Consider the following 21,254-nt stretch of genomic DNA (forward strand, 5'->3'; position numbering starts at 1 on the left):
GCCATCACCGCACAGGCCCTTCATGAATAAGATGGGCTAGTGTCCTGAGTCACAAGTTCGCAATCGTAAATTCGCAGTAAATTCGCGTCGCTGTGCCAATGATGGAGGCAAACAGCGACGGAGTTTGCGATGGCGGTCCAGCAGCTTGCGCCCCTGATATTGAGCGATGACGAGCGCGCCGAACTGACGTCGCTGACGATGCGGCGGAAGACTGTGCAGGCGCTGGCTCTGAGAGCCCGGATAGTGCTGACCTGTGCGGAAGGTGGTCAGAACACGGAAGTGGCGGCCAAGCTGGGGCTGGACCGGCAGACCATAGGCAAGTGGCGGCGGCGTTTATGGAGCAGCGCGTGGCCGGGCTGCACGACGAGCCGCGCTCCGGCGCGCCGCGCACGATTGACGATGCCCGCATCGAAGCCGTGATCGCGAGAACGTCGGAGAGTTGCCCTGAGAACGCCAGTCATTGGAGCTCCCGCGACATGGCGAAGACCAGCGGCCTGTCGGTGTCGACGGTCCAACGCATCTGGCGGGCCTTCGGGCTTCAGCCGCACAGGATGGGGACGTTCAAGCTCTCGACCGATCCGAACTTCGTGGCCAAAGTGCGCGATGTCGTGGGCCTCTACGTCTCACCGCCGGAGCACGCCGTCATTCTGTGTATGGATGAGAAGTCCCAAATCCAAGCGCTGGACCGTAGCCAGCCGATGCTTCCGATGCGTCCCAGCCAGCCGGCCCGAAGGAGCCATGACGACAAAAGGCACGGCACCACATCGCTGTTCGCCGCCCTCGACATCGCGACCGGACGGGTCATCGGCAAATGCTACGGGCGCCACCGCACCGCCGAGTTCCGCAAATTCCTTGACCAGATCGAGGCTGCCGTACCCGCGAATTCGACGTTCATCTCGTCATGGACAATTACGTCACGCACAAGACCCCAATGATCCGCAGATGGCTGGCCAAAAGGCCTCGTTGGCACGTGCACCCTGACCCCGACCAGTTCGTCATGGCTCAATCAAGTCGAGCGCTTCTTCGCGCTCCTCACCGATAAGAAGATCCGACGCGGCGTCTATCGCAGCGTAGCCGCCCTCAGGGCCGACATCGCCTCGTTCATCGAGCGACACAACGCCGATCCCAAACCGTTCCGGTGAACTCAAATCTGCTGATGACATCCTTGCTTCCACCGAGCGCTTCTGTCGTTACAATGCCCCGGAAAAACAAGCTTCGATATTGCGAACTTCTCGTTCAGGACACTAGTTCGATGAAAGCACTAGACCACCGCCACGCCAATAACTTCCACTCAATCCATTCTTCGACTTGTATGGATTTCGCACCGTTATCGAGAAGCTGAAGCGAGCCAACGCAGGCTGCGCCCTGCCGCATAGTGGCTTCGCGAGCTTGCCAAGCTCGATGGAGGTTCTCAAACTGAGACGGATGGATTGCCTGCACATCCGGCGCAACGACTATCGCACCGCCAGCATCGCGGCACAGTTTCCGATCACGCAGGAAGCTGCTGACATCCTCATTTGGTCCAAACTGCATAGGGTTGACGAAGACGCCAACCCCAGCGAGATCGCACTGCGCGCACCCGGCCTCGACCAGCACCAAGTGGCCGTCGGGCAGACAGCCCATTGTTGTCACGAATTCGAGCGCCTATTCACGCTGCCGACTTTTGCGAGCGCGCGACGAAGCTAGCCGACGGTCCTAACCGTTTTGCTATTGGGCCCTAACGTAAGGTGGAGGACGTCTTGCTGTTCACAGCGCTATCGCGGATCGAGCAATTTTGCGATCCTGTTGCCAAGCTCTGCGTATCCCGATGATCTCGCCCGGGTGCAGTCGACCGTTAAGAAGCCGAATTGAGCCGAGCTGGACAGTTGAGCGTGCGCCAGAGCGAGACCAGCAACAGGCGCAAAAGTTCTCTGAACCAAACGAGGATGCGGCGGAAGTTGTGGCCGACAGCTGAGAGAACGACGTTGGCGGCATTGCCGGCGTGGCCTTTGAGGTAGCACCGGCCGAGTTGTCCTTCGGCTTTGAGGTGTCCGATGATGGGCTCGATGGCGGAGCGGCGGCGCAGCTCGCGCTTGATGGCGCCGAAGACGCCGCCCTTCTGGCCAGATGACCCAATCATGATTGAGACTCCCGAACATCCGTTGGCTATCAATGTCGACAACCTTCAAGAGGACCACTTCCGATACGCGCAAGGCTGCAGCATAGACGGTGGTCAACGCGGTACGGCTCTTGAGGTTCGGGATTGCTTCCAGGATGCGAACGACCTCGTCGGCGCTTAGCACGACCGGCAGTTTGCGTGGTTTACGCGCATAGGCGATGTGCTCCGGAACGGCGTCATGACGAAGCGTCACCACCGTAGAAGAACCGCAGCGCGCAGACGATCTGGTTCAGCGCCGGCCAGGACATTCCTGTCGCAACCAGATGAACCTGGAAGGCACGGATATCCTCTAGGTCAAGGCGGTCCGGAGAACGACCGAAATATCGGCTCAACTTCGCTACGGCGTTGAGGTAGGATTGCTGCGTCGCCGGTGACAGATTGCGGACCATGTCCTCGATCATGCGGCGGCGAAGTGGGCTGATCTCAGCCATCGGAAAACCTCCTGTCTAAAGGGTTGGGCTGCGAAAACCCGCAATCCTCTCAGACAGGAGGCAATCCTTGCTATGACTCCCTACATGCCGCGCCAGCGGCTTCGTTCAATCCCTTTCCAATTCAATCAAGCCGTGAACCGCTCTGGCCAAAAATGGTCCAGTTTGCCGGCCTCAGATCACCTCGAAACTATCGGCTCCGCCCCACGTCCATCGGGAACAATGGGAAAAGCCTCCGGCGGGCATGCCGGAGGCTTCTAGGAGGTCGCACTTTGATAAGGCTCTCTCCAGTTTGACTCAGAACGTGCGGTTAACAAGGAGCTGAACGCCCACACTGCTTTGGTCCCTCAGCTGATACAAACCAGCTGGCTTTCCGATACCCGACTGTAGCGGGAGCGCCACCGTACTTCCGCTCGCGTAATTTTGGTGCAGTATACTGTAGTCGACCTCGACGAGGAATGTCAGATTCTTGACCGGGGTCCACGCCGTTTTTGTCCCAACAATCGCATAGTCGAAGTCAGGATTACAGCCAGCGGTCCCGCTCGAAAGGGCGAGGACTGTGACAAAGGCATTGCAGATGTAGCCTTTGGCTGTGCCATTATAGCGGACAGCACCAATCCCACCGAAGACGCTGCTTACCCAATAAGATTCCAATTGTGATTGAAGCCGCCGTTGAAGCCGTACGTCGTCGTCAACTCCTGGCCGGCGCCTGCAACGAACACAGAATCCGAAAGACCTGCAATTCCGACGCTTTGGTAAGCACCGGCCAAACTCGTGGAACCATACTTCGCGTAAGCCGCCAACATGTAGTCGCTAAAGGTATAACGGGCCGCTCCCTTCGCGTACACGGCCGACATGTTTATCGAGTCACCGAGGCCGGTCGGAATGTTTTTGATGGATAGGCTCAATCCACCTGACCAGCCCCACTTGTCGTCAGGATGGCCCGTCAACTCAGTACCGCCATAGTAGGCAGCATGGTTATCATGCGCCGCAACTGAGGCTTGGAAGAGGCCCCAGCTCTGGTCGACTCGAACGTGCGCAACGAAATCTGGAGCTGCTGTACCTGCAATGTCATTGCCCCCGTAGGTACCAGTGGCGAGTCCCGCAGCCGTCGCTGCGCTCACGTTCCAGACATTGGATGTATATTGCGCGACTTGATCTTGGGCCGAGATCGACGCCGAAATGCCTTGTCCGAAGTCAGTGGTATAAGTGGCCTGGTTCACTTGGTCCCACTGGCCGCTGCCCGGCAAAGCATGATAGTTCCCCCGGGATACTCGCCCCAAGGCGGGGAGAATTCCGAGAGCGCTCTTCCAAAGGTGAAGCCAGCGAATTGAATGAAGGCATATTGGACCCACATTGTGCCGCCAGCGACGGCTCCCGGGTTCGCATTGTTCGGTGCCGAAACGCCGCCGATCGACTGGTAAACGGTCGAGCCGTTTCCTGCGCCGCTGTAGCTCCCCGATGTCCAATTGTACCAAATTTCAGCGTAGGTGCGGACCAAGCCATAGTCGGTTGCGGTACGCGTATCGATGCTCATGGCTTCACGAGCACGCCAAGTATAGCCATTACTGAAGCGGTTTACGGCACCACCCGCACCGAAGTCCGCATTGAGAGCCATAGTGTTGCTGTTCACTTCCAACCAAGCTCGGATATAGCCACCCAACTTCATGCAAGTGTCAGTGCCAGGAACATAGTAGAATCCCGCACCATAGGGCGAGCAGACCTTCACGTAGTCGATAGCTCTCGCCTTGACTGGGAGATCTGCTGCCTGCGCTGCCCCAATCACCGCGATTAGATTTGCCGCTGAGGCCAGCAAAAGGCATTTGACGACTTTCATAATCCCTCCAAAAATTCTCAATTAGAGGTTGCTGGCGCTCTCGTCGAACGCAGCCACCTTTATGTCCCCACCAAAAATGAAGACCCTTCTTGAACGCAGAGGTTAGCGTCGCGGCAGGCCATTCCTTGGTGCAGTCACGTTGACAGTATTCAAGTAGTTTGGGAGTAGAAATTTCCGTACGAAGCGGACATGTCGAGAGAACCATTCACTGCAGTGTTCAAGTCATCTCACTTGCGTACGTTCCGCACCATTTGTCGGCCCGTTGTAACGCGTCGCTCGAACGGCACAGCGCCGTGAACCATTAATTCAACTAAATGATCGTAGCTTTGGTGGATCAGCCGATCAGGGCGACTTACTTCGATCGAGAAGGAAATTGCCGAAACACGCAGTCCATTGGCGAATTGGTCGTGGACGAAGTCCAGCGACCAGCGCGCATTCGGCTTTGCTTCCACCAGGATCGGTGCCCGGCACCCCATGGTCTTGCGGCGAGCCCGCCGCTTGCGGACCGTCAGCCCTTCTTCCCGATAGATCCGGTGAATGCGGTTGATCCCTGATGGCTCGCCCTCCCGCCGCAGCAGGACGAACAGTCGACGGTAGCCGAACCGTCGGCGCTCGTGAGCAAGGTCGCGCAGCCGGGCACGAAGCTCCGTATCCGGAGGGCGGCAAGATCGGTAACGGATCATCCGCCGATCCGCGTCGACGATCTTGCAGGCCCGTCGCTCCGACAGGCCCATCACGGCCTTCAGGTGCGCCACAGCGGCGCGCTTGGCGGCGGGCCCTACCATTTTTTTGAAAGGAGCTCGCGAAGGGCGGCCGCGTCGAGCATCTGCTCGGCCAAAAGCTTCTTCAGCTTCGCGTTCTCCTCCTCGAGCGACTTCAGCCGCTTGGCCTCGGAAGCTTCCATGCCGCCGCACTTGGCCTTCCAATTGTAGATCGTCGCTTCGGAGACTCCGTGTTTGCGAGCCAGGTCAGCTGTCGTCGCCTCGCCTCATGCTCCTTCAACACTGCGATAATCTGCTCTTCCGTGAACCTTGCTCGCTTCATCTGTCCGTCCTTGCTCAGGCCGGACTCTAGCTCCATCTGGAGGAAATACTCAGGGGCAGGTCAGATCAACTTCACTTCGTGACCGAGCCGGGCGATCTCGCGTGCCCATGGTGGGCACCGCCACAGGCCTCCATCGCGATCGTGCAGCCTGGCAACTTCGCGAAAGAACCGAGGCAGTTGTTCACGGCCGCAGCTTCTTCCGCAGCACCACTGCGCCGTTCACGCCCGCACCATGCACCTGACAACGTGCTTCGCCAATCTAGCCCGACTATGACAATCTCTTCCATGGACGCCTCCTCGGTGGTCTGCGACACTACCCACTCTGGCACAGATGCCGCTTGGGGGCGTCCACCCCATCGATCTCGGCTCGCACAAGGAAATGCCGTGCGTCGCGCCATCCGTGCCGCTGGCGCCCGGCTCTTCCACCTGGCCGAAATACTCGCCTGATCTGAACCCGATCGAGCAGTTCTTCGCCAAGTTCAAACACTGGCTGTGCAAAGCCGCATAACGAACCACCGTGGGCCGTCTATGATGCCATCGCTCCGATCTTCGAAACCGTCTCGCCGACCGAATGCGCCAATTACAATTGCTTCGCAAACGCCGGACATGACCAAACCTAAACATGCTCCCGAGCTTCGCGCGCGCAGCGGAGCCGGATCTCCCAGAGCGCCATGCCCCCAAATTCGAAGCCTTTGTAGAGACGTTTGGCGCGGAGCTCGTTGGACGGGAACAGCAGATCGCCCGCCTGACGGTTCCAAGCGAGAGACCAATGGATTCACGTTTGAAGTGCAACGGTTGATTTGAGTTTGGAGAATGCCTCGGCAGGGGTTTTGAAGTTCAAGCATTTTGCATGGGGCGTGTTGAGGCGGTGAGCATGCGCTTGAGATCGGCTGTGCCGGCGTAGCCGTCCGATGGAGTTTTCCACGCCACCTTTCTGCCAGGGGCTATGGGGATCACAGAAGAAGCTTTTGAGGCCGATGCTCTGGTGCAGCCGGTGATGCTCGGCCAACTCGTTTCCGTCGTCGAAGCTGATGGATTTTCGCATCGGCTTTGGAAGCTTGCCGAGTTGACGAGCGATGGTTTTGGCGGTGCGGGCCGCTTTTCGATCAGTCGGACGGTGAACGATGTTGAAGCAGGTTTGTCGTTCGTGAAGAAACAACAACCCTTGACCGCTTTTGGCGAACAGCATGAAGTCGGCTTCCCAATGGCCAGTTGTCTCGCGACCTTCGACCTCGGCGGGCCGTTCGGCAATTGGGCGCCGTTGTTTGATGAAGTTGCCGTGGCTGCGTCCGTGTTACCCTCATGTCTTTTGCGGTGTGGCAGCAGTTGATGCCAATAATCCTTCTGGTCCGTACGACGATAGATGAAGCGATAGATTGACTCATGGCTGATAGAGAGCGCCTCAGTTTACTCTCCTCGCTCCTTAACAGGCCCAAGGGCTGGCAACGTGTCCGTTCGGGAGCCGTCCACGTTGGCCATTGTCGGGGTGTTCCACTCAGACCAAGCACGTGGCCGACCATTCAAAGCTACAACACTGCCGCCCTCTGGGGAATCAAAGAACATGCCGTAGAGACCAGAGGCCATCTCGCGAAGATAACGCTTCACCAAGGACCGCTTCATCTGACTTTGAACGAGAGAGGATCGTAGATCCGTAGATCCAAACAAAGCCGTTTCCATACCGTCGACCATCGTCCCAGTCTTGAGCTCCCCGCAACTTTCGACAGAAAAGACAAGAGTCATATCGTGCTCGTTTGTCTCCTGGAACAGCGAGTATGGTGCAAGCATTGTAATCTCAATACCAAGGCTCGAGAACAGCTTCTTCAACGTGGCACCGTGCCGTGCCCCGCGAGCAAGCGTGACTGAGGGAATTTCCCAGTAGTACGAGCTAGTTCTTCGGCAGAGTAACACCTTCCCGCAGTATCCCAGCACACCGCCGACCACCAAGTTAGCCGGCAATTGCTCCAGTTCCCTGAGATCAGGGCCGAGCCCGACATACGCTCCACGGAAAAACGCCAAAGGTTGGGCCTCCGCGGAACGGTATCGTTGGACCTTCCCAATCAAGATTACATGGTCGCCGGCATCAACAACAGCATGTCGAGTGCACATAAAGGTGGCAATGCTGTCGCCCACATACGGCGCTCCATCAGCGATTAGATCTGCTGCAGCACTTAACTTTACAGCGGGATCTCTCGAAGCGAATGCAGTGGAAACGGAACGTTGCGACGCCTCTAGAACGCTGATTGAAAATGCCTCAGCCCCCGCAAAGACGTCCAAGCTCGCCGAGAACTTGCCAAGGCAAACAAGCACCAATGGCGGATCGAGCGAAACTGAGGAAAAGGAATTAGCAGTGAACGCCCTAGATTCACCGCTGCTCGCCCAGGCTGCAACTACGGTAACTCCTGTCGCGAATGAACCGAATGCTCTACGCAGAGCCTGCGCATCGCCTGCATTTGGCTCTGTCCAGGTCTGTGAGACATCAGTTGCAGCTGCCATCTTCAATTCCCTTGCCTTTGCTATGCGCCGCACACATTAACGAAGACATGGCGTGGCGGCAGCCGCCTGTCTAATCCTTCCCTTTCCACGAATCAGATCCAGTTCCGTCCTCCACCGCATGCCCTCCTGGTTGCGGACAAAGCACATCATGGAGTTGATCTACATCAACTTGAATCACTTACAAATTAAGCGCTCAGGCCAATAGATGGCGAGCGAGCACGCGGTACTTGTGGACTTCGCTGGCTCCCACCCAGATACGCGACATGCGGTAGTAATCGTAGAAATGCGCCAGCGGATGCTCATAGGTGCAACCTACCCCGCCGTGGATCTGGATCGCGCGGTCGATGACGCGGTTGACCATTTCGGTGCAGACCAACTTGAGCAAGCTTGTCTCGATGCGCACGTCCTCGCCGCGGTCGCCCTTCTTCGCGCAGGTGTACATCATCAGCCGGTTTTGCTGGATCTCGATCCATGAGTTGACGATCATCGACTGGATCGATTGCTTCTCGCTCAGCGGGCTGCCGAACAGGACCCGGTTCTTGGCGTAATCAACCATCATTTCGTAGCAGCGCTGGGAAACGCCGAGCGTCGCCGCGGCCTGGCCGAGCCGCGCCAAGTTCACTACGCTTTGCGTTTCCTTGAAGTCAGCGCCTTCCCCACCGATGCGCGCAAGCTTGTCGACCCTGCAATTCTCGAAGACCAGCTTGTACGCCGTATAATGGCTGCCTCTGTCGACCGCCCGCGCCCCGCCGAGCATGACCATCGGGCCATGCTCGATGAGGCCCGGGCTACCTCTCTCCACGGCGAACAGCGACATGCCGCCCGCACCTTCTTCGCCGACACGGGCCAAGACGAACACGATCTCGGTATCCTCGTAGCCGCTGACCCAGATCTTCGTGCCATTGATGACCCAGCCGTCGCCGTCTTCCTTCGCAGTGGTCGCAGTGTGGCCGCGCGGATCCGACCCTCCCTCGGGCTCGACGAACGCAAAGGACGGTCGCTTGGCATCAGACAGGAAGGGGTCGAGGTAGCGCGCCTTCTGCTCGCCCTTCAGCCGGAGCAAGTCGCGGGAAACCTCGCCGCCGAAAAGGATCGGCGTCAAGCATTTTTTGCTTTCTTCAACGACAGCCAGTTGATCGACTAGCGACAGGTTCGCACCGCCAAATTCTTCGGGCAGGCCAAGCCCCCACAGACCGGCCTGGCGGGCCGCTTCACGTCCCGGGATATAGTCCTTCACGAACAGGTCTTCGCCCCTGAGCTTTCGCCGCTCGAGCGGCATTTGGTGATCCTTGACGATTCTGCGAACCAGATCGACCAACGTCCGCGTCTCTTCCGTGAACTCGTACATGTCGTTTCTCATTTCCTCTTTGCAATGCCGGATTGTCGATAAGCGGCAGCTGCCGCGTCGAACCCACCTGCTAGCGCCACCTAACGAGTGAACCCCTTGCTGGTGTCTGCAGCGCTACGCTTCAGCGCAGCCATACTCCTAACAGATGTATCAATGACGTCGGTCTGTGCCGCCATGGCTCTTACCTCTTAAAATACTCGACGTTTGATCCGACCGGCGCAAGTGTAACAACGATATCTCGAAATATGAAGCACACCACCGCGGAGAATGAACGATTTTCTCTTCTCACGTCATTCCACGATGGAATAACCTACAGTAGCCGTCCTTGAAGAGACGCCTAATGCGAAGTTCTTCAGAAGCGCCAAACCGTCAGCCTACTAGCTAATGCCGCATCACCGCGCAGCCCGGATCGCCGTCCAATTCGATGCCTCGGCTCGAGAACTGACTGCGCTACCGATCGAGGGTGCCGCGGCAAAGCCGTCTGATGCTGTAACCTGTATCAACCGAGTGCCACAGAAGGGAGACGTGGGGCGACGCCGGATCGGTGCGTGACATGCAGGAAAGGCTCCGCGAAGCCTATGGCTGGAGAGGCGATCGAATTCCTCAACTTTCCAAAAAATAGCCGCCGGAGATCCGGCACCCATTCAAAATAGCTGACGATGACCCCAGTTGCATTCCGCTCAGATTGATCACTGTCACACGATGGCTGCCGCGAAACGCTTCAATGCACACAGCGCCAGCGCCGATGATCGCAATATGGTACCCATACGACGAAGCTTTCAATTACCCACATTTGACGTCGGATTTGAGCGATGCGTCGCAGGCGAAATCTTGAATCGGTAGAATCTGTTGTGATTCCTTGCTGAGCACCTGATTCGGAAGCGCGGGGTGCTCGATGGGCTTGGTGAAGGAACGCGCGGGGGTGCGTGCTCAGCGATTGACGACTGGTATCGAGACGTGGGTTGATCGGGAAGTTGCGGGATGCGAGTTTAAGGATGAGCGGCTTGGTCGCCGGTTCTACAAATTGCTCGCACAAATCGGGAGCGACATGGGTCAAAGCATCCCGTTGGTTTGTCAGGACAGGGCCAACACGAAGGCCGCCTATCGCTTCTTCTCCAACGAACGGGTCAACGAGGCGGATATTCTTTGCGGTCATTTCGAGGCGACGCGCGGGCGCGTAGCGGCGACGGAGGGACCGATCCTCGTCCTCCATGACACGACGGAATTCAGCTTCAAGCGTGAGAAGCCGGATCTGATCGGCTTTACGGGCAAGACGGCAGGACGCACGCAGTGCGGCATCCTGATGCATTCGAGTCTCGCCGTGACGACCGAGGGGCTTCCGCTCGGACTGTCGGCAATCAAGTTCTGGACCCGCAAGAAGTTCAAGGGGACAACGGCACTGAAGCGAAAGATCAATCCGACACGAGTGCCGATCGAGCAGAAGGAGAGCATCCGCTGGCTCGAGAATTTACGGCAATCGACCGACCTTCTCGCTGCCCCCGAACGATGCGTTCATATTGGTGATCGCGAGAGCGACATCTATGAGCTGTTTTGCCTGGCCGAGGAGGTTGGAACGCATTTTTTGGTGCGAACCTGTGTTGATCGGCTTGCCGGGGACGGCAATCATACAATTGCCGACGAAATGGACGAGGTTACGATCAAGGGTCTACATCGGATCAAGGTCAAGGACGACAAAGGCGATCCCGACGACGCCGTTCTTGAGATCAGGTACCGCAAGATACGTGTCCTGCCGCCGATCGGCAAACAGACGAAATATCCCGCATTCACTCTGACCATGATCCATGCTCAAGAGCGGGGAAGGCCGAAGCGGCGAAAGAAGGTCGAGTGGAAGCTCCTCACCGATCTCCCGGTCCGATCGCGCAAGGACGCCATCGAGAAGATCGAATGGTACGCGTTGAGGTGGAAGATCGAAGTCTTCCATAAGATCCTCAAATCTGGCTGCAAAGCAGAGGACTCAAAATTGCGAACTGCTGAGCGCCTGGTCAATCTGGTCGCGGTCTTCTGCATTGTGAGTTGGCGCGTCTTCTGGATGACGATGCTCAATCGCTCCTCGCCGAATGCCGTACCGCAAACGGCGCTGACAGATCCCGAAATCAGACTTCTTGATCATTTGGTGAAAGACAAGGGTGGCGATTGCTCTCGACGAAGCACGCTCTCGCACTATGTCGTCAAGATCGCACGGCTCGGAGGATATTTGGCCCGAGCCAACGATCCGCCTCTAGGAAACACCGTGATCTGGCGCGGACTATCGCGGCTGACCGACATCGAACTGGGAGCCACGATCGAGGCAAAAATTATGGGTAATTGAAAGACGACGAAGGCCGCCCGATCGACACATACGCGCGGGCGTGGCGAGCTGTATGATGGTGTGAGGATCAGGCGGCTTACTGATCGTCGGGATTGCCGGGGCGCAGAAGCTTCCATTCCCAAGGGAGCGGGAGCAGTTCGTGCAGACGCGCTGCAGGAAGATCGGCGATAAGGGCCAGGAGGTCGGCGAGCCAGGCATTGGATTCGACGTCATTCAGGCGACAGGTCGTGATCATCGTCAGTATGATGGCGGCGCGGTCGGCGCCGCGCATGCTCCCAGCGAAGGTCCAGTTGCGCCTTCCCAGGGTGATGCCACGCAACGCTCTTTCGACGGCGTTGTTGCTGAGGCATATCCTGCCATCGTCGAGGAAGCGAGCAAAGTCGGCCCAACGCCTAAGCATGTAGTTCATGGGCTTCAGGACCTCGGAGGAGCGCGAGAGGGTTTCTCGCTCGCGGAGTAGCCAGCCGTGCATGTCGTCGAGCAGCGGCTTGCTTCTTCCTGGAGACAATACGCCGCTCGTCGGCGCTGCGGCCGTTGATGGCGCGCTCGATCTCGAACAGGGCGTCAAGACGCCTGACCGCCTCCAGCGCGATCGGGGAGACCGGTTTGCCTTTCTGTCCGTCCCGAGCGGTTTCTCGATGTCCGCCAGCTCGAAGAAGCCCCGCCGCGCATGGGCGAAGCAAAATGCCGGCGTGGTCGGCATCGCTTTCCTTTGCGGGTGAACAACGGCTCAAAGCCGCTATAGCAATCGGCTTGCAGGATGCCGGCGAAGGCGGCCAGATGCTTCTGGGGATTCTCGCCCCGTCGATCGCTCGAGGCGTAATGGACCGCAGCCGGCGGCGCCAGCCACCGTAGGGCCGGTCATCCCGCACACAGGTCCAGATCCGGCCGGTCGTGCACTTGCCCGTCGCCAGGATGCGGATGGTGGGGTGAGTAGGCCGGAGGGATTTCACCTCCAGCCTCTCGCAGAACCGGGCGTGAGAACTCTCGCCTCACCCGGCTCCCATCAGGCAAGCTTGCCGCCATCGCCGAGTTGCCAATGCACAAAGAGCCTGCGCTTCTCACGCGCGATCTTCTCCAGGAAGAGACGCGCGCGTCCTAAACGGTGATGGAAGTGCTTGTACTTTCGCTTCAGCCAAATAGCTAACGTCTGGTTGATGTAGCGTGCCAAAGGATAAAGCGCTGAGCGCCGTGTATTGCCCATAATAAGCGATCCACCCCCTAACCATCGGGTTTAGCTCGCGAGCAATATCGTCCAGCGTCACCTCGGTTCGCCTGCGAAGTTTTTCAAGCCTCGGACCGTTGCCCGCATGGCGTTCAGCGCTGGTTTGCTGACCGCTGGGGTGAACCGTAAGCGCGAGTTTCGCGGCACGCTGAGGCCGGCGGTGTTGACGGCTCGCCTTCGGTATCGAAGACGGTGCCTGGCGATTTCAGGCCGTGGCAGATTTTGCGAAGTTGAAGGGCATCAGGTCGTCGATATCTGCATCGACCGCGCGCTGAGGCAACTCGGTGAGCACGTGGCGCAGCCATGCTAACGGCTCGACGCGTGAGGCGCGGCAGGTCAGCATCAGACTGTAGACAACGGCACTGGCCCTGGCTCCGTCGACGGTGTCGCTGAACAGCCAGCACTTTCGGCCAGTTGCAAAAACCCTGATGTCGCGCTCCAGAAGATTATTGTCGATCGGCATCCTGCCATCTTCGGTGTAACGCGTCAGATAGTCCCATTGGTTGCGGGTGTAGGACACGGCGTCGCCGAGCTTGCTGTCAGGCAAGACCTTCGGGGCCATGTCATCGAGCCATCCCTTGAGGGCGTTCAGGACGGGAATGCTGTGTTGCTGGCGGAAGCGGCGAATGCAGTCGGCCTGTGTTTCACCCTTCTCCGGTTTCTCGTCCTGCTCCTGCCTTTCAACCCGGTAGAGCTGTTCGAAGAACCGCAGCGCTTGTTCTGGCGGCCCGCCACCCTTCTTCTTGCTTTGAGTGCATCGACAAAGCGCCGCCGGGAGTGGGCCATGCATCCAATGTGGGTAGCCCCTTCCAGCGTGCGCCATGCGGTATAGCCGTCGCTCATCACAATGCCGCGGTAATCGCCGAGGAAGGCTTGCGGGTGGAGTTGGCCGCGGCCTGGCTGATAATCCAGAAGAACGATCGGCTCGTGACTGCCCTTGCCGCTGCGATAGGCCCACATGTACGAGGTGCTGGTGGCCTCCCGGCCCTTCTCCTTGAGGACCTGAACCGTCGTCTCGTCGCCATGGATGAGAGGTTGTGATCTGAGCCGCAGCTTCAGGGCGTCATAAATGCGATGCAGATGCTTCTCGCTCGAGCCGATCACCCAGTGGCCCAAAGCGCCGCGGCTGACAGGAACACCTGCGCGTTCAAAGGCCTGCGCCAGGCGGTAGAGCGGCGTGCCATCGACATATTTGTGAACCAGCGCGAACGCCAGCGTCGAGGCCGTGGCAACGCTGCCCGGCAACGGCTGCGTCGGCATCGGCGCGGTCACGACAGGGGCGTTGATCCCGGTGCGATCGCAATGGCGGCACGCATATTTGAAGCGCACATTCTGTAAAACCTTCGCCTTCACCTCGATATGAAGTTGCTCGGTGACAGCCTCGCCCATGCGATGCATCTGGCCACGGCAACAAGGGCACGCCTTCTGATCGTCGGGCAGGTCATACTCGACGCGCTCGCGCGGCAGATTGGCCGGCAGCGGCCTGCGGCCGCGCTTCTTTCCCGGCGCGCTTTCGACGGGTGGCAAGCCCGTGTCCGGAAGTTCGGCAATATCGTTCGTTTCACTGCCGGCGTCATCCTCATCGGTGGCCTGCTCGGCTTCATTGAAGAGACGATCGACGTGCTTTTCGCTGCGCGGCGCAAAACGATGCAGGCTTGCCAGCGCCAGTTCTTCCTCGAGCTTGACGACGCGCTCCGTGAGCTGACGATTCTCCGCCTCCAGCGCGGCAATGCGCGCCAACAGCATCTCAACACTCGGATCGCCGGTTCGATTCATCGGATTCTTGAATCTGAACCGTACCGACGCGTCAACCGCTCAACTCAAGAGCTCAGCCGGCAACCTTGTATTGCCGCACCGGATGGCGGACCATCGCATCAATATCGATGCCGTCGAGAATCCAGTGCAATTGCTCGGTCGTAAGTCGGACAACCGCTGCCTCGCGGCGCGGCCATCGGAACTTGTCCTCGGTCAGCCGCTTCAGGACCAGCACAAAGCCGGACCGATCGAAGAACAGCAGCTTCATCCGGTCGCAACGGCGATTGCAGAACGCAAAAACCGCCGGAGCGAACGGATCGAGCGCCATCGTCTCCTGGACCAGGACCGCAAGGCTGTTGATGCCGACCCGGAAGTCGATCGGCTCACGGTGCAGATAGACCTGCAGGTCACCGCCCAGTCTGAACATGGCCCAGGGCTCCGATGATCGCCGTCAATGCACCCACATCGCCGCATTCCAGCGCGACCTTCACGCCGTTCGGCAAGGACACGCTCACTTTAGCCGGAGAACAAAAAGCTGGAGATCTCCTGGGTTCCGACCCACGCACTTCATCGCAAGTCGCCGGAAAATCCACCGCCGCAACGCCGCCTTGCCGCGACAGAGCCCGCTCGGAGGTCCCCTCAAGCTGAACCGGGATGAACGCCGGGCATGACGGCGGCGGCAGCGACCTGGCCGCGGTGTGCTTCTTGATCCACTTCCGAAGGAGGTTCGCGTTGACCCCGTGTTCGAGCGCAAGTCTCGAGACCGAAACGCCAGGCTCAAGGCAGGCCGCCACAAGACGCTCCTTCGATGTCGTCTCGTAACGCCGGCGACCGTTTCGGCCAACAAGCCTGACCCGCAGTTTCTGATCGTCGTCTGCCATCACAAGGTGTCCACCTATTTAAGTGGACACCTCATGCATCAGAGCACTCAAAAGCAAAAGGTGCGACGAAATTCGCGCTTACGGTGAACCCACAGAACATCTTCTGCGAATGCTGCCCCAGGACCGATCGTGGCCGGAAGCAATAACCGAGAAAGTCAAACATGACCGTTTCGCTTTTACCTCGGCGTTGATCATCCTTGCAGTAGACGATCCTCGTCTTCGTAGGATGCAATTCCAGGCGGCACTTCGCCAGCCGAGCCTGGAGCGCTTCGCGAACGCTTTGCGCCTCCATCTCATTCCGACAATGTACCAACCCGTCATCCGCATACCGACACCACTTGAGATCGGGGAACATCCGTGCCATCCAGAGATCAAATGCATAGTGCATGAAGAGGTTGGCGAGGATCGGGCTCACCACGCCCCCTTGTGGGGTACCACGGCTTCGCTCGATTATCGTTCCATCCTCTTGCACCATCGGCGCTGTCAGCCATCTTTCAATGTAGAGCAGCGCCCATGCGCACGTCACATGTTTCCGGACGGCCCGAAGCAGAAGCTCGTGGTCGATATTGTCGAACAGTCCCTTGATGTCGAACTCCAGAACCCAAATCGTACTTCCAGCACCGCTGTCGCGTCACGCCTACGGCATCGAGAGCCGATTTACCGGGTCTGTAGCCGTACGAATCTGCCAGAAAGATTACGTCGAGAGCCGGCTCAATCAGTTGTTTGACAACCGTCTGTGCCACGCGGTCTGCCACAGTGGGCACCCCGAGGATCCTTTGGCCCCCACTCTTCTTTGGAATGGAGACGGCGCGAACAGGCGGCGGGAAGTAAGCGCCTGAGCTCATTCGATTCCAAATCTTGTAGAGATTGCTCTTCAAGTCGGACTCGAACTGCTCAATCGTCACTCCGTCGACACCGGCTGCGCCACCATTGGATCGCACTGCAGATATGCTTCGTACACCTTTCTCTTGTCGATGGTGAACGGTTTGCCCGGCTGGTTCACCGTCGTCCTCCTGTTGTCAGTTGCGACGATGGCCAGCCCACCTGATCCGATCCCTTCGCTCCGGCCCCATTACGAGCCTTCGTCGCTAATACGGATCGGTCCGTCCCAGTGCTCCGCGTCGGTAATCTCGCCTCGCGGTCTTCTCCGCTTGTGCTTCTCCCTTTCCATCGGAGCGACTGGTTCCTGCAGTTCCGCGGCAGCGCCTGCATCCGATTCACGCCCCCTCAACGCCGGTCGCCGCCCGCCCGGTCATCAGGCTTCCGGCGGGCTCATCCCAGAGAGACGACACACCTCTGGTTTTGACGACGATTTCCACGTTACGACGGTTCATCGGCGGGCTCATTTTCATTCGTCTCTCGGACGCCTATCCGTTCGGGTTTTCCCGACCGTTAGCTTCAACGCTCACGACCGCGCATCTTAAGCGAAGCCGCTTGAAGTGATTTGAGACCTACTCCTGAAAGTCGATCCCGAGGGGCCTACCCTCATCGCTGCCACAGCTTGTGCACACAGATTTTCAGATCATCTCGATCATCCTTTCTGTGTGCTTCTGCAGCACACTGTCGTCGCCATGAAGGCGCTGCGAGTACATGACGCTCTATCAGCTGGAAGAGCGGCATGACGGCGAAGGTTCCGTGGCCGACCTGGTCAGCGAGCGTCGACAACGGCAGGTCGATCCTCTCGCACTTGAAGTGCGCGCTCTGGCGATTGAGCGGGATATGCATGCCGAACTTGTCGAACAGGATCGTCGCCAGCAATTTCGGACCGATGGAGCCGCACGGCGTGGCATGGAACGATGCCGGCGGCTGGCTGATCTTCTCGCAATCGCGGCAGGTGAACTTTTCCCGCACCGTCTCGATCAGCTTGAAGCGGCGCGGGATCTCCTCCAGCGTCTCGGTTACATCCCCGCCCAGCTTCGCTAAACTCGATCCGCCGCAGCAGGCACAGCTCTTCAGGGCCTCGATAACGACGCGCTCACGTTCGATGTCGTCCGGCCAGGGCTTGCGTACCGGCCGCGTGCGCGTGAAGGCGCGCACGCTCTGGGCTTTCAAGCCGCTTGAACGCAGCACTTTGCGCTTGGCCTTCGCCGGAGCGTACTCAACCTTAATAGGGAATAGCGCCAATATGGGACGCCAGCCGAGGGCGGTCAGGCTTGAGGGCCGATCGACAGTGATGCCCCCGCGACATGGGAGCATACAGCACAATCGTCGAGCAACAAGAGCAGGCGCTTTGTTTTAGGCGACCTCGATCTCGTACACGAAGGGCTCCGCGCGCCTTTGTGATCAGTCCTTCGCTGTCGAAGCGAATTAGCGTCTCCGTGACGCTAGCTCGGCGCAACCCCAGCATGGTGGCGATGTACTCATGACTAACAGGTATTTCCATTCCGCCAACGATTTCCGATGCGTGACAGAGCCATCCAGCGACCCGCTGTGCGAGGCTATGACTGAGGGCACAAAGCGCGACTTGCGAAGTATGAATTAGCAGTGCCTGAACATTGCAAAGGAGGCATGTTCTTATGTCAGGCTGCGCTTCCATCACGCCTAGCAAATCACTCACTTGGATGCAGAGCGCCGCACCGGAGGTCACCGCAACTGATTGGTGAACCGCCACATCTATACCGAGCAGGCTAGACAACCCCACGGCCCCACGGCTATCGATGAGCGCGATTTCGATTGAATTCATACTGGAATTTCGCCGCACAGATACCATGCCCGTTTCGATGAAGCCGATGCTCCGAATCGGCCTGGACTGCTCATCGAGTACCGTGTTCCGTCTAAATTGCACAGGACGCAGATAAGAACGTAAGCGCTCAAAGTCCGCCAAAGGCAGGTTGTTGAGAATCGCATTTCTCACATTGACGTTTTGCACAAGCACAACACCCTCCAAGGATCGCATCACGCAATTCCATCAACTTTTGATTGAGTACTCGCACTCACGCAAGGATTTTGCCTCGCGAGATGGAAGTCGAGGGCGCCGTCGCTGAATCTGTAATTTGGCGTGCTTCACGGGATAGGCATCGTCGATTGAGCGCGGCTCGTCGCGCAAGCCATCCATCCGGATCTGCACGAAGTGTCGACGCCATTTGCCGACCGTATTCTCGACTAGCCCGAGCTCGGCCCTCACCTCCTTCCGCGTGTCCGCCGCGCAAGCAAGGACGATCCGCGACCGCAGTGCCAAGACTTGGGCTGTCTTACAGCGGCCCGCCAACGCCTTCTGCTCAGTCCGCTCGTCATCGCTTAGGATTAGCGGTTCCATTTGCCGCGCCATCGAATGCTCCATCGCTGTTACTTGGACAGAAATGACACAGCGATGCGACTCTGACGTGAATCTAATGATGTGTGACTGCAGGACACTAGCTAGAAGACCCGCGTCAAGCCGAACTACATCGTATTACAATAGAATACTATATATCTATATCGTTTCGCAAGCGATTTGTTTAGCAAAAATGCCACGCTGCTGCCGCGGGCGTCTTATTCGATCCGCTCGGGCCGGCTTCTGATGGAGGGACTGGAATACGACCTGCTGTTCCGCTGCTACGTTGGAAGCGATGTCGACGACGCAGCTTGGGTACCATTCGAAGAACCTCGAACGCCTGCTGGAAGGCGACATCGCGGCGAAGTTTCTGGCGGCGGTGTTGTCGCGGAGCCTAGCACTACTTTGGCAGATTTTGGTGATTGAGCGGCGGGACCAGATTCCCGAATCGGTTTCAATGATAGGTGGTCGGCTTTTGGAGGGCCGATCGATGGACGTAGACTGGCAAGTCGATCTTGATCGCTGGCTTGCACCGTTTGTTGCAGCGCGTGGGCACAGGACTAGAGCGCGGATGTGTCCGGCTTACATTGCCGGGTTGATTGGTCCAGGAGACCGCAAGAGCGTTCAGGCGATGGCGGCACGCGCTGATGAGGTCAGCTATGATCAGCTTCATCATTTCGTCGCTGCGGGAGTTTGGGACAGTGCTCCACTCGAGGCCGCCCTTCTGAAGGAGGCAGATAGCTTGGTTGGCGATGAAGCAGGGTTTCTTGTCATCAAGGACACCGCCGTGCCGAAGAAGGAACGTCACTCGGTTGGCGTCGCACCACAATATGCCTCATCGCTGGGAAAGACTGTCAGTCGCTGGTCTCGGTAATGTTGGCCTCGCGCGAGGTGCCGGTGATGGTGGGCCTGCTATTCCTTCCCGAGAGCTGGACGGATGATTCTGAGCGCATGGCGCGGGCCGGTGTGCCGAGGGATAGACACACTCCTTTGACAAAGCCGGAGATTGCGATTGAGGAGATCGACCGCGTCATCGCCTCCGGGCGCGTTTAGGCTGTGTGCTTGCCGATTCAGGATACGGTTCCAGCGGGCCTTTCCGCCAGGCTTTGAGCGAGCGTGGCCTGCTGTGGGCGGTCGGTCTATCGCGACGCCAGAACGTCTATCCCGCCGACGTTGCCCTAATCTTCCCCGTCGCGAAGAGCGGAAAGCCCGCAAATAACATCCCAGATCAGCCTCCGGTCTCTGCTGAAGCGCTGCTGGCCGTAGAGAAGTGGCAAAGGGTCAGCTGGCGGCGGGGCACCAAAGGCCGACTGACATGTTTGTTTGCGGCCCGCCGTGTCCGCCTTGCGGATGGTCATAAGCCCGGATGCGCGACAATCGTTTGCAGTGCATGCCGGGAGATGAAGTCTGGCTCGTCGGCGAACGCAGGTCGACCGGCGAGCAAAAATACTATGTCTCGAACTTGCCGGCCGACGCGAACCTCAAGATGCTCGCCGCTACGATCAAAGCCGGGTCTGTGGGCAGGCGCATCAGCAACTCAAGGAAGAACTCGGCCTCGACCACTTCGAAGGCAGATCCTGACCGGGCTACATCGACACGCCTTGATGACCACGATCGCCTACGCCTTCCTCCAGTCCCGCCGCCTCAAAGCAGCGGGACGGAAAAACGAGTCGGGGGACCGCCGCCACAACCGAGCATGCCGGCGATCCGGCAAGCTATCCTCGACCTCTTCGCACGGCCTCCATCCAGGCTATGCTCTCACTGTGAGCAACTTCTTCGAGATGCCGACAATCAAGAAGTGCCAAAGTAGCGCTAGGGTGAGGAGCCTTCTATCGAATGATCATTTCTCGGTCGATGGCACACTGATCGAGGCCCTGGGCCTCCCTCGATGAAGAGCGTCAAGCCGAAGGACAGCTCTGGCGAGCCGCCGACCCAAGGGGCGACCGCAATGCCGATGCGGAGTTCCATGGCCAGAAGCAACCACCGATCCAGACCCCAAGCTGTACCGCAAGGGCAAAGGCAAGGGAGACGAACCTGTGCGTCATTGGGCACGGGCTGATGGAGAACCGCCATGGCTTGCTGGTCGACGCCTGCCTGACGCAGGCCGCCGGGCATGTCGGGTGGCCGCGCTGTACATGATCGAGCCTCGTGCTGACCGGCCGACAGCGATCACGCTTGGCGTGGACAAAACCTATGATGCAGAGGACTTCATCAACGAGCAGCGCTCGATGAACGTGACGCCGCACGTTGCATAGAACAGCAGCAGCCGCAGCTCTTGCAATTGATGGGCGAACGCTCCGGCACGGAGGCTATGCTGTCAACCAGCGCATCCGCAAGCCGATCGAGGAGGTATTCGGCTGGATCAAGACGGTCGCGGAGCAAGAGAAGACCAGCTTCCGTGGCCGTGATCGCGTCGCATGGGCCTTTACCTTCGCTGCCACCGCCCACAATCAGGTGTGGCTGCCCAAGCTGATCGTGGTCGCCGGCCGATGGCCAAGATACC

The 21,254-nt window shown here is 58.6% G+C and carries 12 protein-coding genes and 11 pseudogenes; 6 read left to right on the forward strand and 17 right to left on the reverse strand.

What is annotated here, in order from left to right:
• Positions 1–129 precede the first annotated feature (129 nt).
• Positions 130–1,248, forward strand: a pseudogene (locus ACSKB9_RS15580) (IS630 family transposase).
• Here the strand turns inward: ACSKB9_RS15580 and ACSKB9_RS15585 are convergent.
• The 5 genes and pseudogenes from ACSKB9_RS15585 to ACSKB9_RS15605 form a co-directional block, all read right to left on the reverse strand.
• Positions 1,237–1,623 (reverse strand): pantoate--beta-alanine ligase, encoded by a 387-nt coding sequence (locus ACSKB9_RS15585; RefSeq protein ID WP_438074149.1) that lies wholly within the window; start codon positions 1,621–1,623, stop codon positions 1,237–1,239. The pseudogene ACSKB9_RS15580 and the gene ACSKB9_RS15585 sit on opposite strands and share 12 nt — an antisense overlap.
• 211 nt (positions 1,624–1,834) lie before the next feature.
• Positions 1,835–2,107: pseudogene (locus ACSKB9_RS15590) on the reverse strand (transposase); the annotation flags it as partial.
• 10 nt (positions 2,108–2,117) lie between these two features.
• Positions 2,118–2,589 (reverse strand): annotated as a pseudogene (locus tag ACSKB9_RS15595) (tyrosine-type recombinase/integrase); the annotation flags it as partial.
• 294 nt (positions 2,590–2,883) lie between these two features.
• Positions 2,884–4,423, reverse strand: a pseudogene (locus ACSKB9_RS15600) (porin).
• A gap of 347 nt (positions 4,424–4,770) precedes the next feature.
• Positions 4,771–5,467 (reverse strand): annotated as a pseudogene (locus ACSKB9_RS15605) (transposase); the annotation flags it as partial.
• A 358-nt stretch (positions 5,468–5,825) separates the two neighbouring features.
• On the opposite strand from ACSKB9_RS15605, the pseudogene ACSKB9_RS15610 reads away from it, so the two are divergent.
• Positions 5,826–6,087: pseudogene (locus ACSKB9_RS15610) on the forward strand (transposase); the annotation flags it as partial.
• A gap of 155 nt (positions 6,088–6,242) precedes the next feature.
• Here ACSKB9_RS15610 and ACSKB9_RS15615 read toward each other — a convergent pair.
• The 3 genes from ACSKB9_RS15615 to ACSKB9_RS15625 form a co-directional block, all read right to left on the reverse strand.
• On the reverse strand, positions 6,243–6,737 hold the full coding sequence (locus tag ACSKB9_RS15615; protein ID WP_438080234.1) for an IS30 family transposase: 495 nt from the start codon (positions 6,735–6,737) through the stop codon (positions 6,243–6,245).
• A 137-nt stretch (positions 6,738–6,874) separates the two neighbouring features.
• The gene (locus tag ACSKB9_RS15620) at positions 6,875–7,960 is read right to left on the reverse strand and encodes a flavin reductase family protein (RefSeq protein ID WP_438074150.1); all 1,086 of its coding nucleotides are present in this window, start codon (positions 7,958–7,960) and stop codon (positions 6,875–6,877) included.
• A 193-nt stretch (positions 7,961–8,153) separates the two neighbouring features.
• Positions 8,154–9,308 (reverse strand): acyl-CoA dehydrogenase family protein, encoded by a 1,155-nt coding sequence (locus ACSKB9_RS15625; RefSeq protein ID WP_438074151.1) that lies wholly within the window; start codon positions 9,306–9,308, stop codon positions 8,154–8,156.
• 895 nt (positions 9,309–10,203) lie between these two features.
• Here ACSKB9_RS15625 and ACSKB9_RS15630 point away from each other — a divergent pair.
• Positions 10,204–11,637 (forward strand): IS4 family transposase, encoded by a 1,434-nt coding sequence (locus tag ACSKB9_RS15630; protein WP_438074152.1) that lies wholly within the window; start codon positions 10,204–10,206, stop codon positions 11,635–11,637.
• A gap of 76 nt (positions 11,638–11,713) precedes the next feature.
• Here the strand turns inward: ACSKB9_RS15630 and ACSKB9_RS15635 are convergent, their stop codons facing one another.
• The 9 genes and pseudogenes from ACSKB9_RS15635 to ACSKB9_RS15675 form a co-directional block, all read right to left on the reverse strand.
• A complete protein-coding gene (locus ACSKB9_RS15635; protein ID WP_438080235.1) occupies positions 11,714–12,286 on the reverse strand; it encodes an IS66 family transposase in 573 nt (190 codons plus the stop codon).
• Positions 12,202–12,483: an IS66 family transposase gene (locus tag ACSKB9_RS15640; RefSeq protein WP_438080237.1), complete on the reverse strand. Its 282-nt coding sequence runs from the start codon at positions 12,481–12,483 to the stop codon at positions 12,202–12,204. Before ACSKB9_RS15640 ends, ACSKB9_RS15635 begins: the two co-directional genes overlap by 85 nt.
• A gap of 160 nt (positions 12,484–12,643) precedes the next feature.
• The gene (locus ACSKB9_RS15645; RefSeq protein ID WP_438080641.1) at positions 12,644–12,841 is read right to left on the reverse strand and encodes a hypothetical protein; all 198 of its coding nucleotides are present in this window, start codon (positions 12,839–12,841) and stop codon (positions 12,644–12,646) included.
• 226 nt (positions 12,842–13,067) lie between these two features.
• Positions 13,068–14,638: pseudogene (gene tnpC, locus ACSKB9_RS15650) on the reverse strand (IS66 family transposase).
• A gap of 52 nt (positions 14,639–14,690) precedes the next feature.
• Positions 14,691–15,044: an IS66 family insertion sequence element accessory protein TnpB gene (gene tnpB / locus ACSKB9_RS15655; RefSeq protein WP_438074153.1), complete on the reverse strand. Its 354-nt coding sequence runs from the start codon at positions 15,042–15,044 to the stop codon at positions 14,691–14,693.
• Positions 15,025–15,498 carry an IS66-like element accessory protein TnpA gene (tnpA, locus tag ACSKB9_RS15660; RefSeq protein WP_438073869.1) on the reverse strand — a complete coding sequence of 158 codons (474 nt, stop codon included), beginning with the start codon at positions 15,496–15,498 and terminating at the stop codon, positions 15,025–15,027. The genes tnpB and tnpA overlap by 20 nt, the downstream gene beginning before the upstream one ends.
• Before the next feature lie 31 nt (positions 15,499–15,529).
• Positions 15,530–16,105, reverse strand: coding sequence for a reverse transcriptase domain-containing protein (locus ACSKB9_RS15665; RefSeq protein ID WP_438080239.1), 576 nt, complete (start codon positions 16,103–16,105; stop codon positions 15,530–15,532).
• A 971-nt stretch (positions 16,106–17,076) separates the two neighbouring features.
• Positions 17,077–17,541: pseudogene (locus ACSKB9_RS15670) on the reverse strand (IS66 family transposase zinc-finger binding domain-containing protein); the annotation flags it as partial.
• Between the two features lie 61 nt (positions 17,542–17,602).
• Positions 17,603–18,394, reverse strand: a complete 792-nt coding sequence (locus ACSKB9_RS15675; RefSeq protein ID WP_438074154.1) for a Crp/Fnr family transcriptional regulator — start codon at positions 18,392–18,394, stop codon at positions 17,603–17,605.
• 558 nt (positions 18,395–18,952) lie between these two features.
• Between ACSKB9_RS15675 and ACSKB9_RS15680 the strand changes: the two are divergent.
• The 3 pseudogenes from ACSKB9_RS15680 to ACSKB9_RS15690 all read left to right on the forward strand — a co-directional run.
• Positions 18,953–19,142, forward strand: a pseudogene (locus ACSKB9_RS15680) (IS5/IS1182 family transposase); the annotation flags it as partial.
• A 56-nt stretch (positions 19,143–19,198) separates the two neighbouring features.
• Positions 19,199–20,424, forward strand: a pseudogene (locus ACSKB9_RS15685) (IS701 family transposase); the annotation flags it as partial.
• Positions 20,425–20,565: 141 nt separating this feature from the next.
• A pseudogene (locus ACSKB9_RS15690) lies at positions 20,566–21,169 on the forward strand (transposase); the annotation flags it as partial.
• Between the last annotated feature and the right edge of the window lie 85 nt (positions 21,170–21,254).

Origin of the sequence: Bradyrhizobium sp. BR 1433, assembly GCF_051547665.1 — a bacterium.
In the GTDB taxonomy this organism is placed as follows: Bacteria; Pseudomonadota; Alphaproteobacteria; order Rhizobiales; family Xanthobacteraceae; genus Bradyrhizobium; species Bradyrhizobium australafricanum.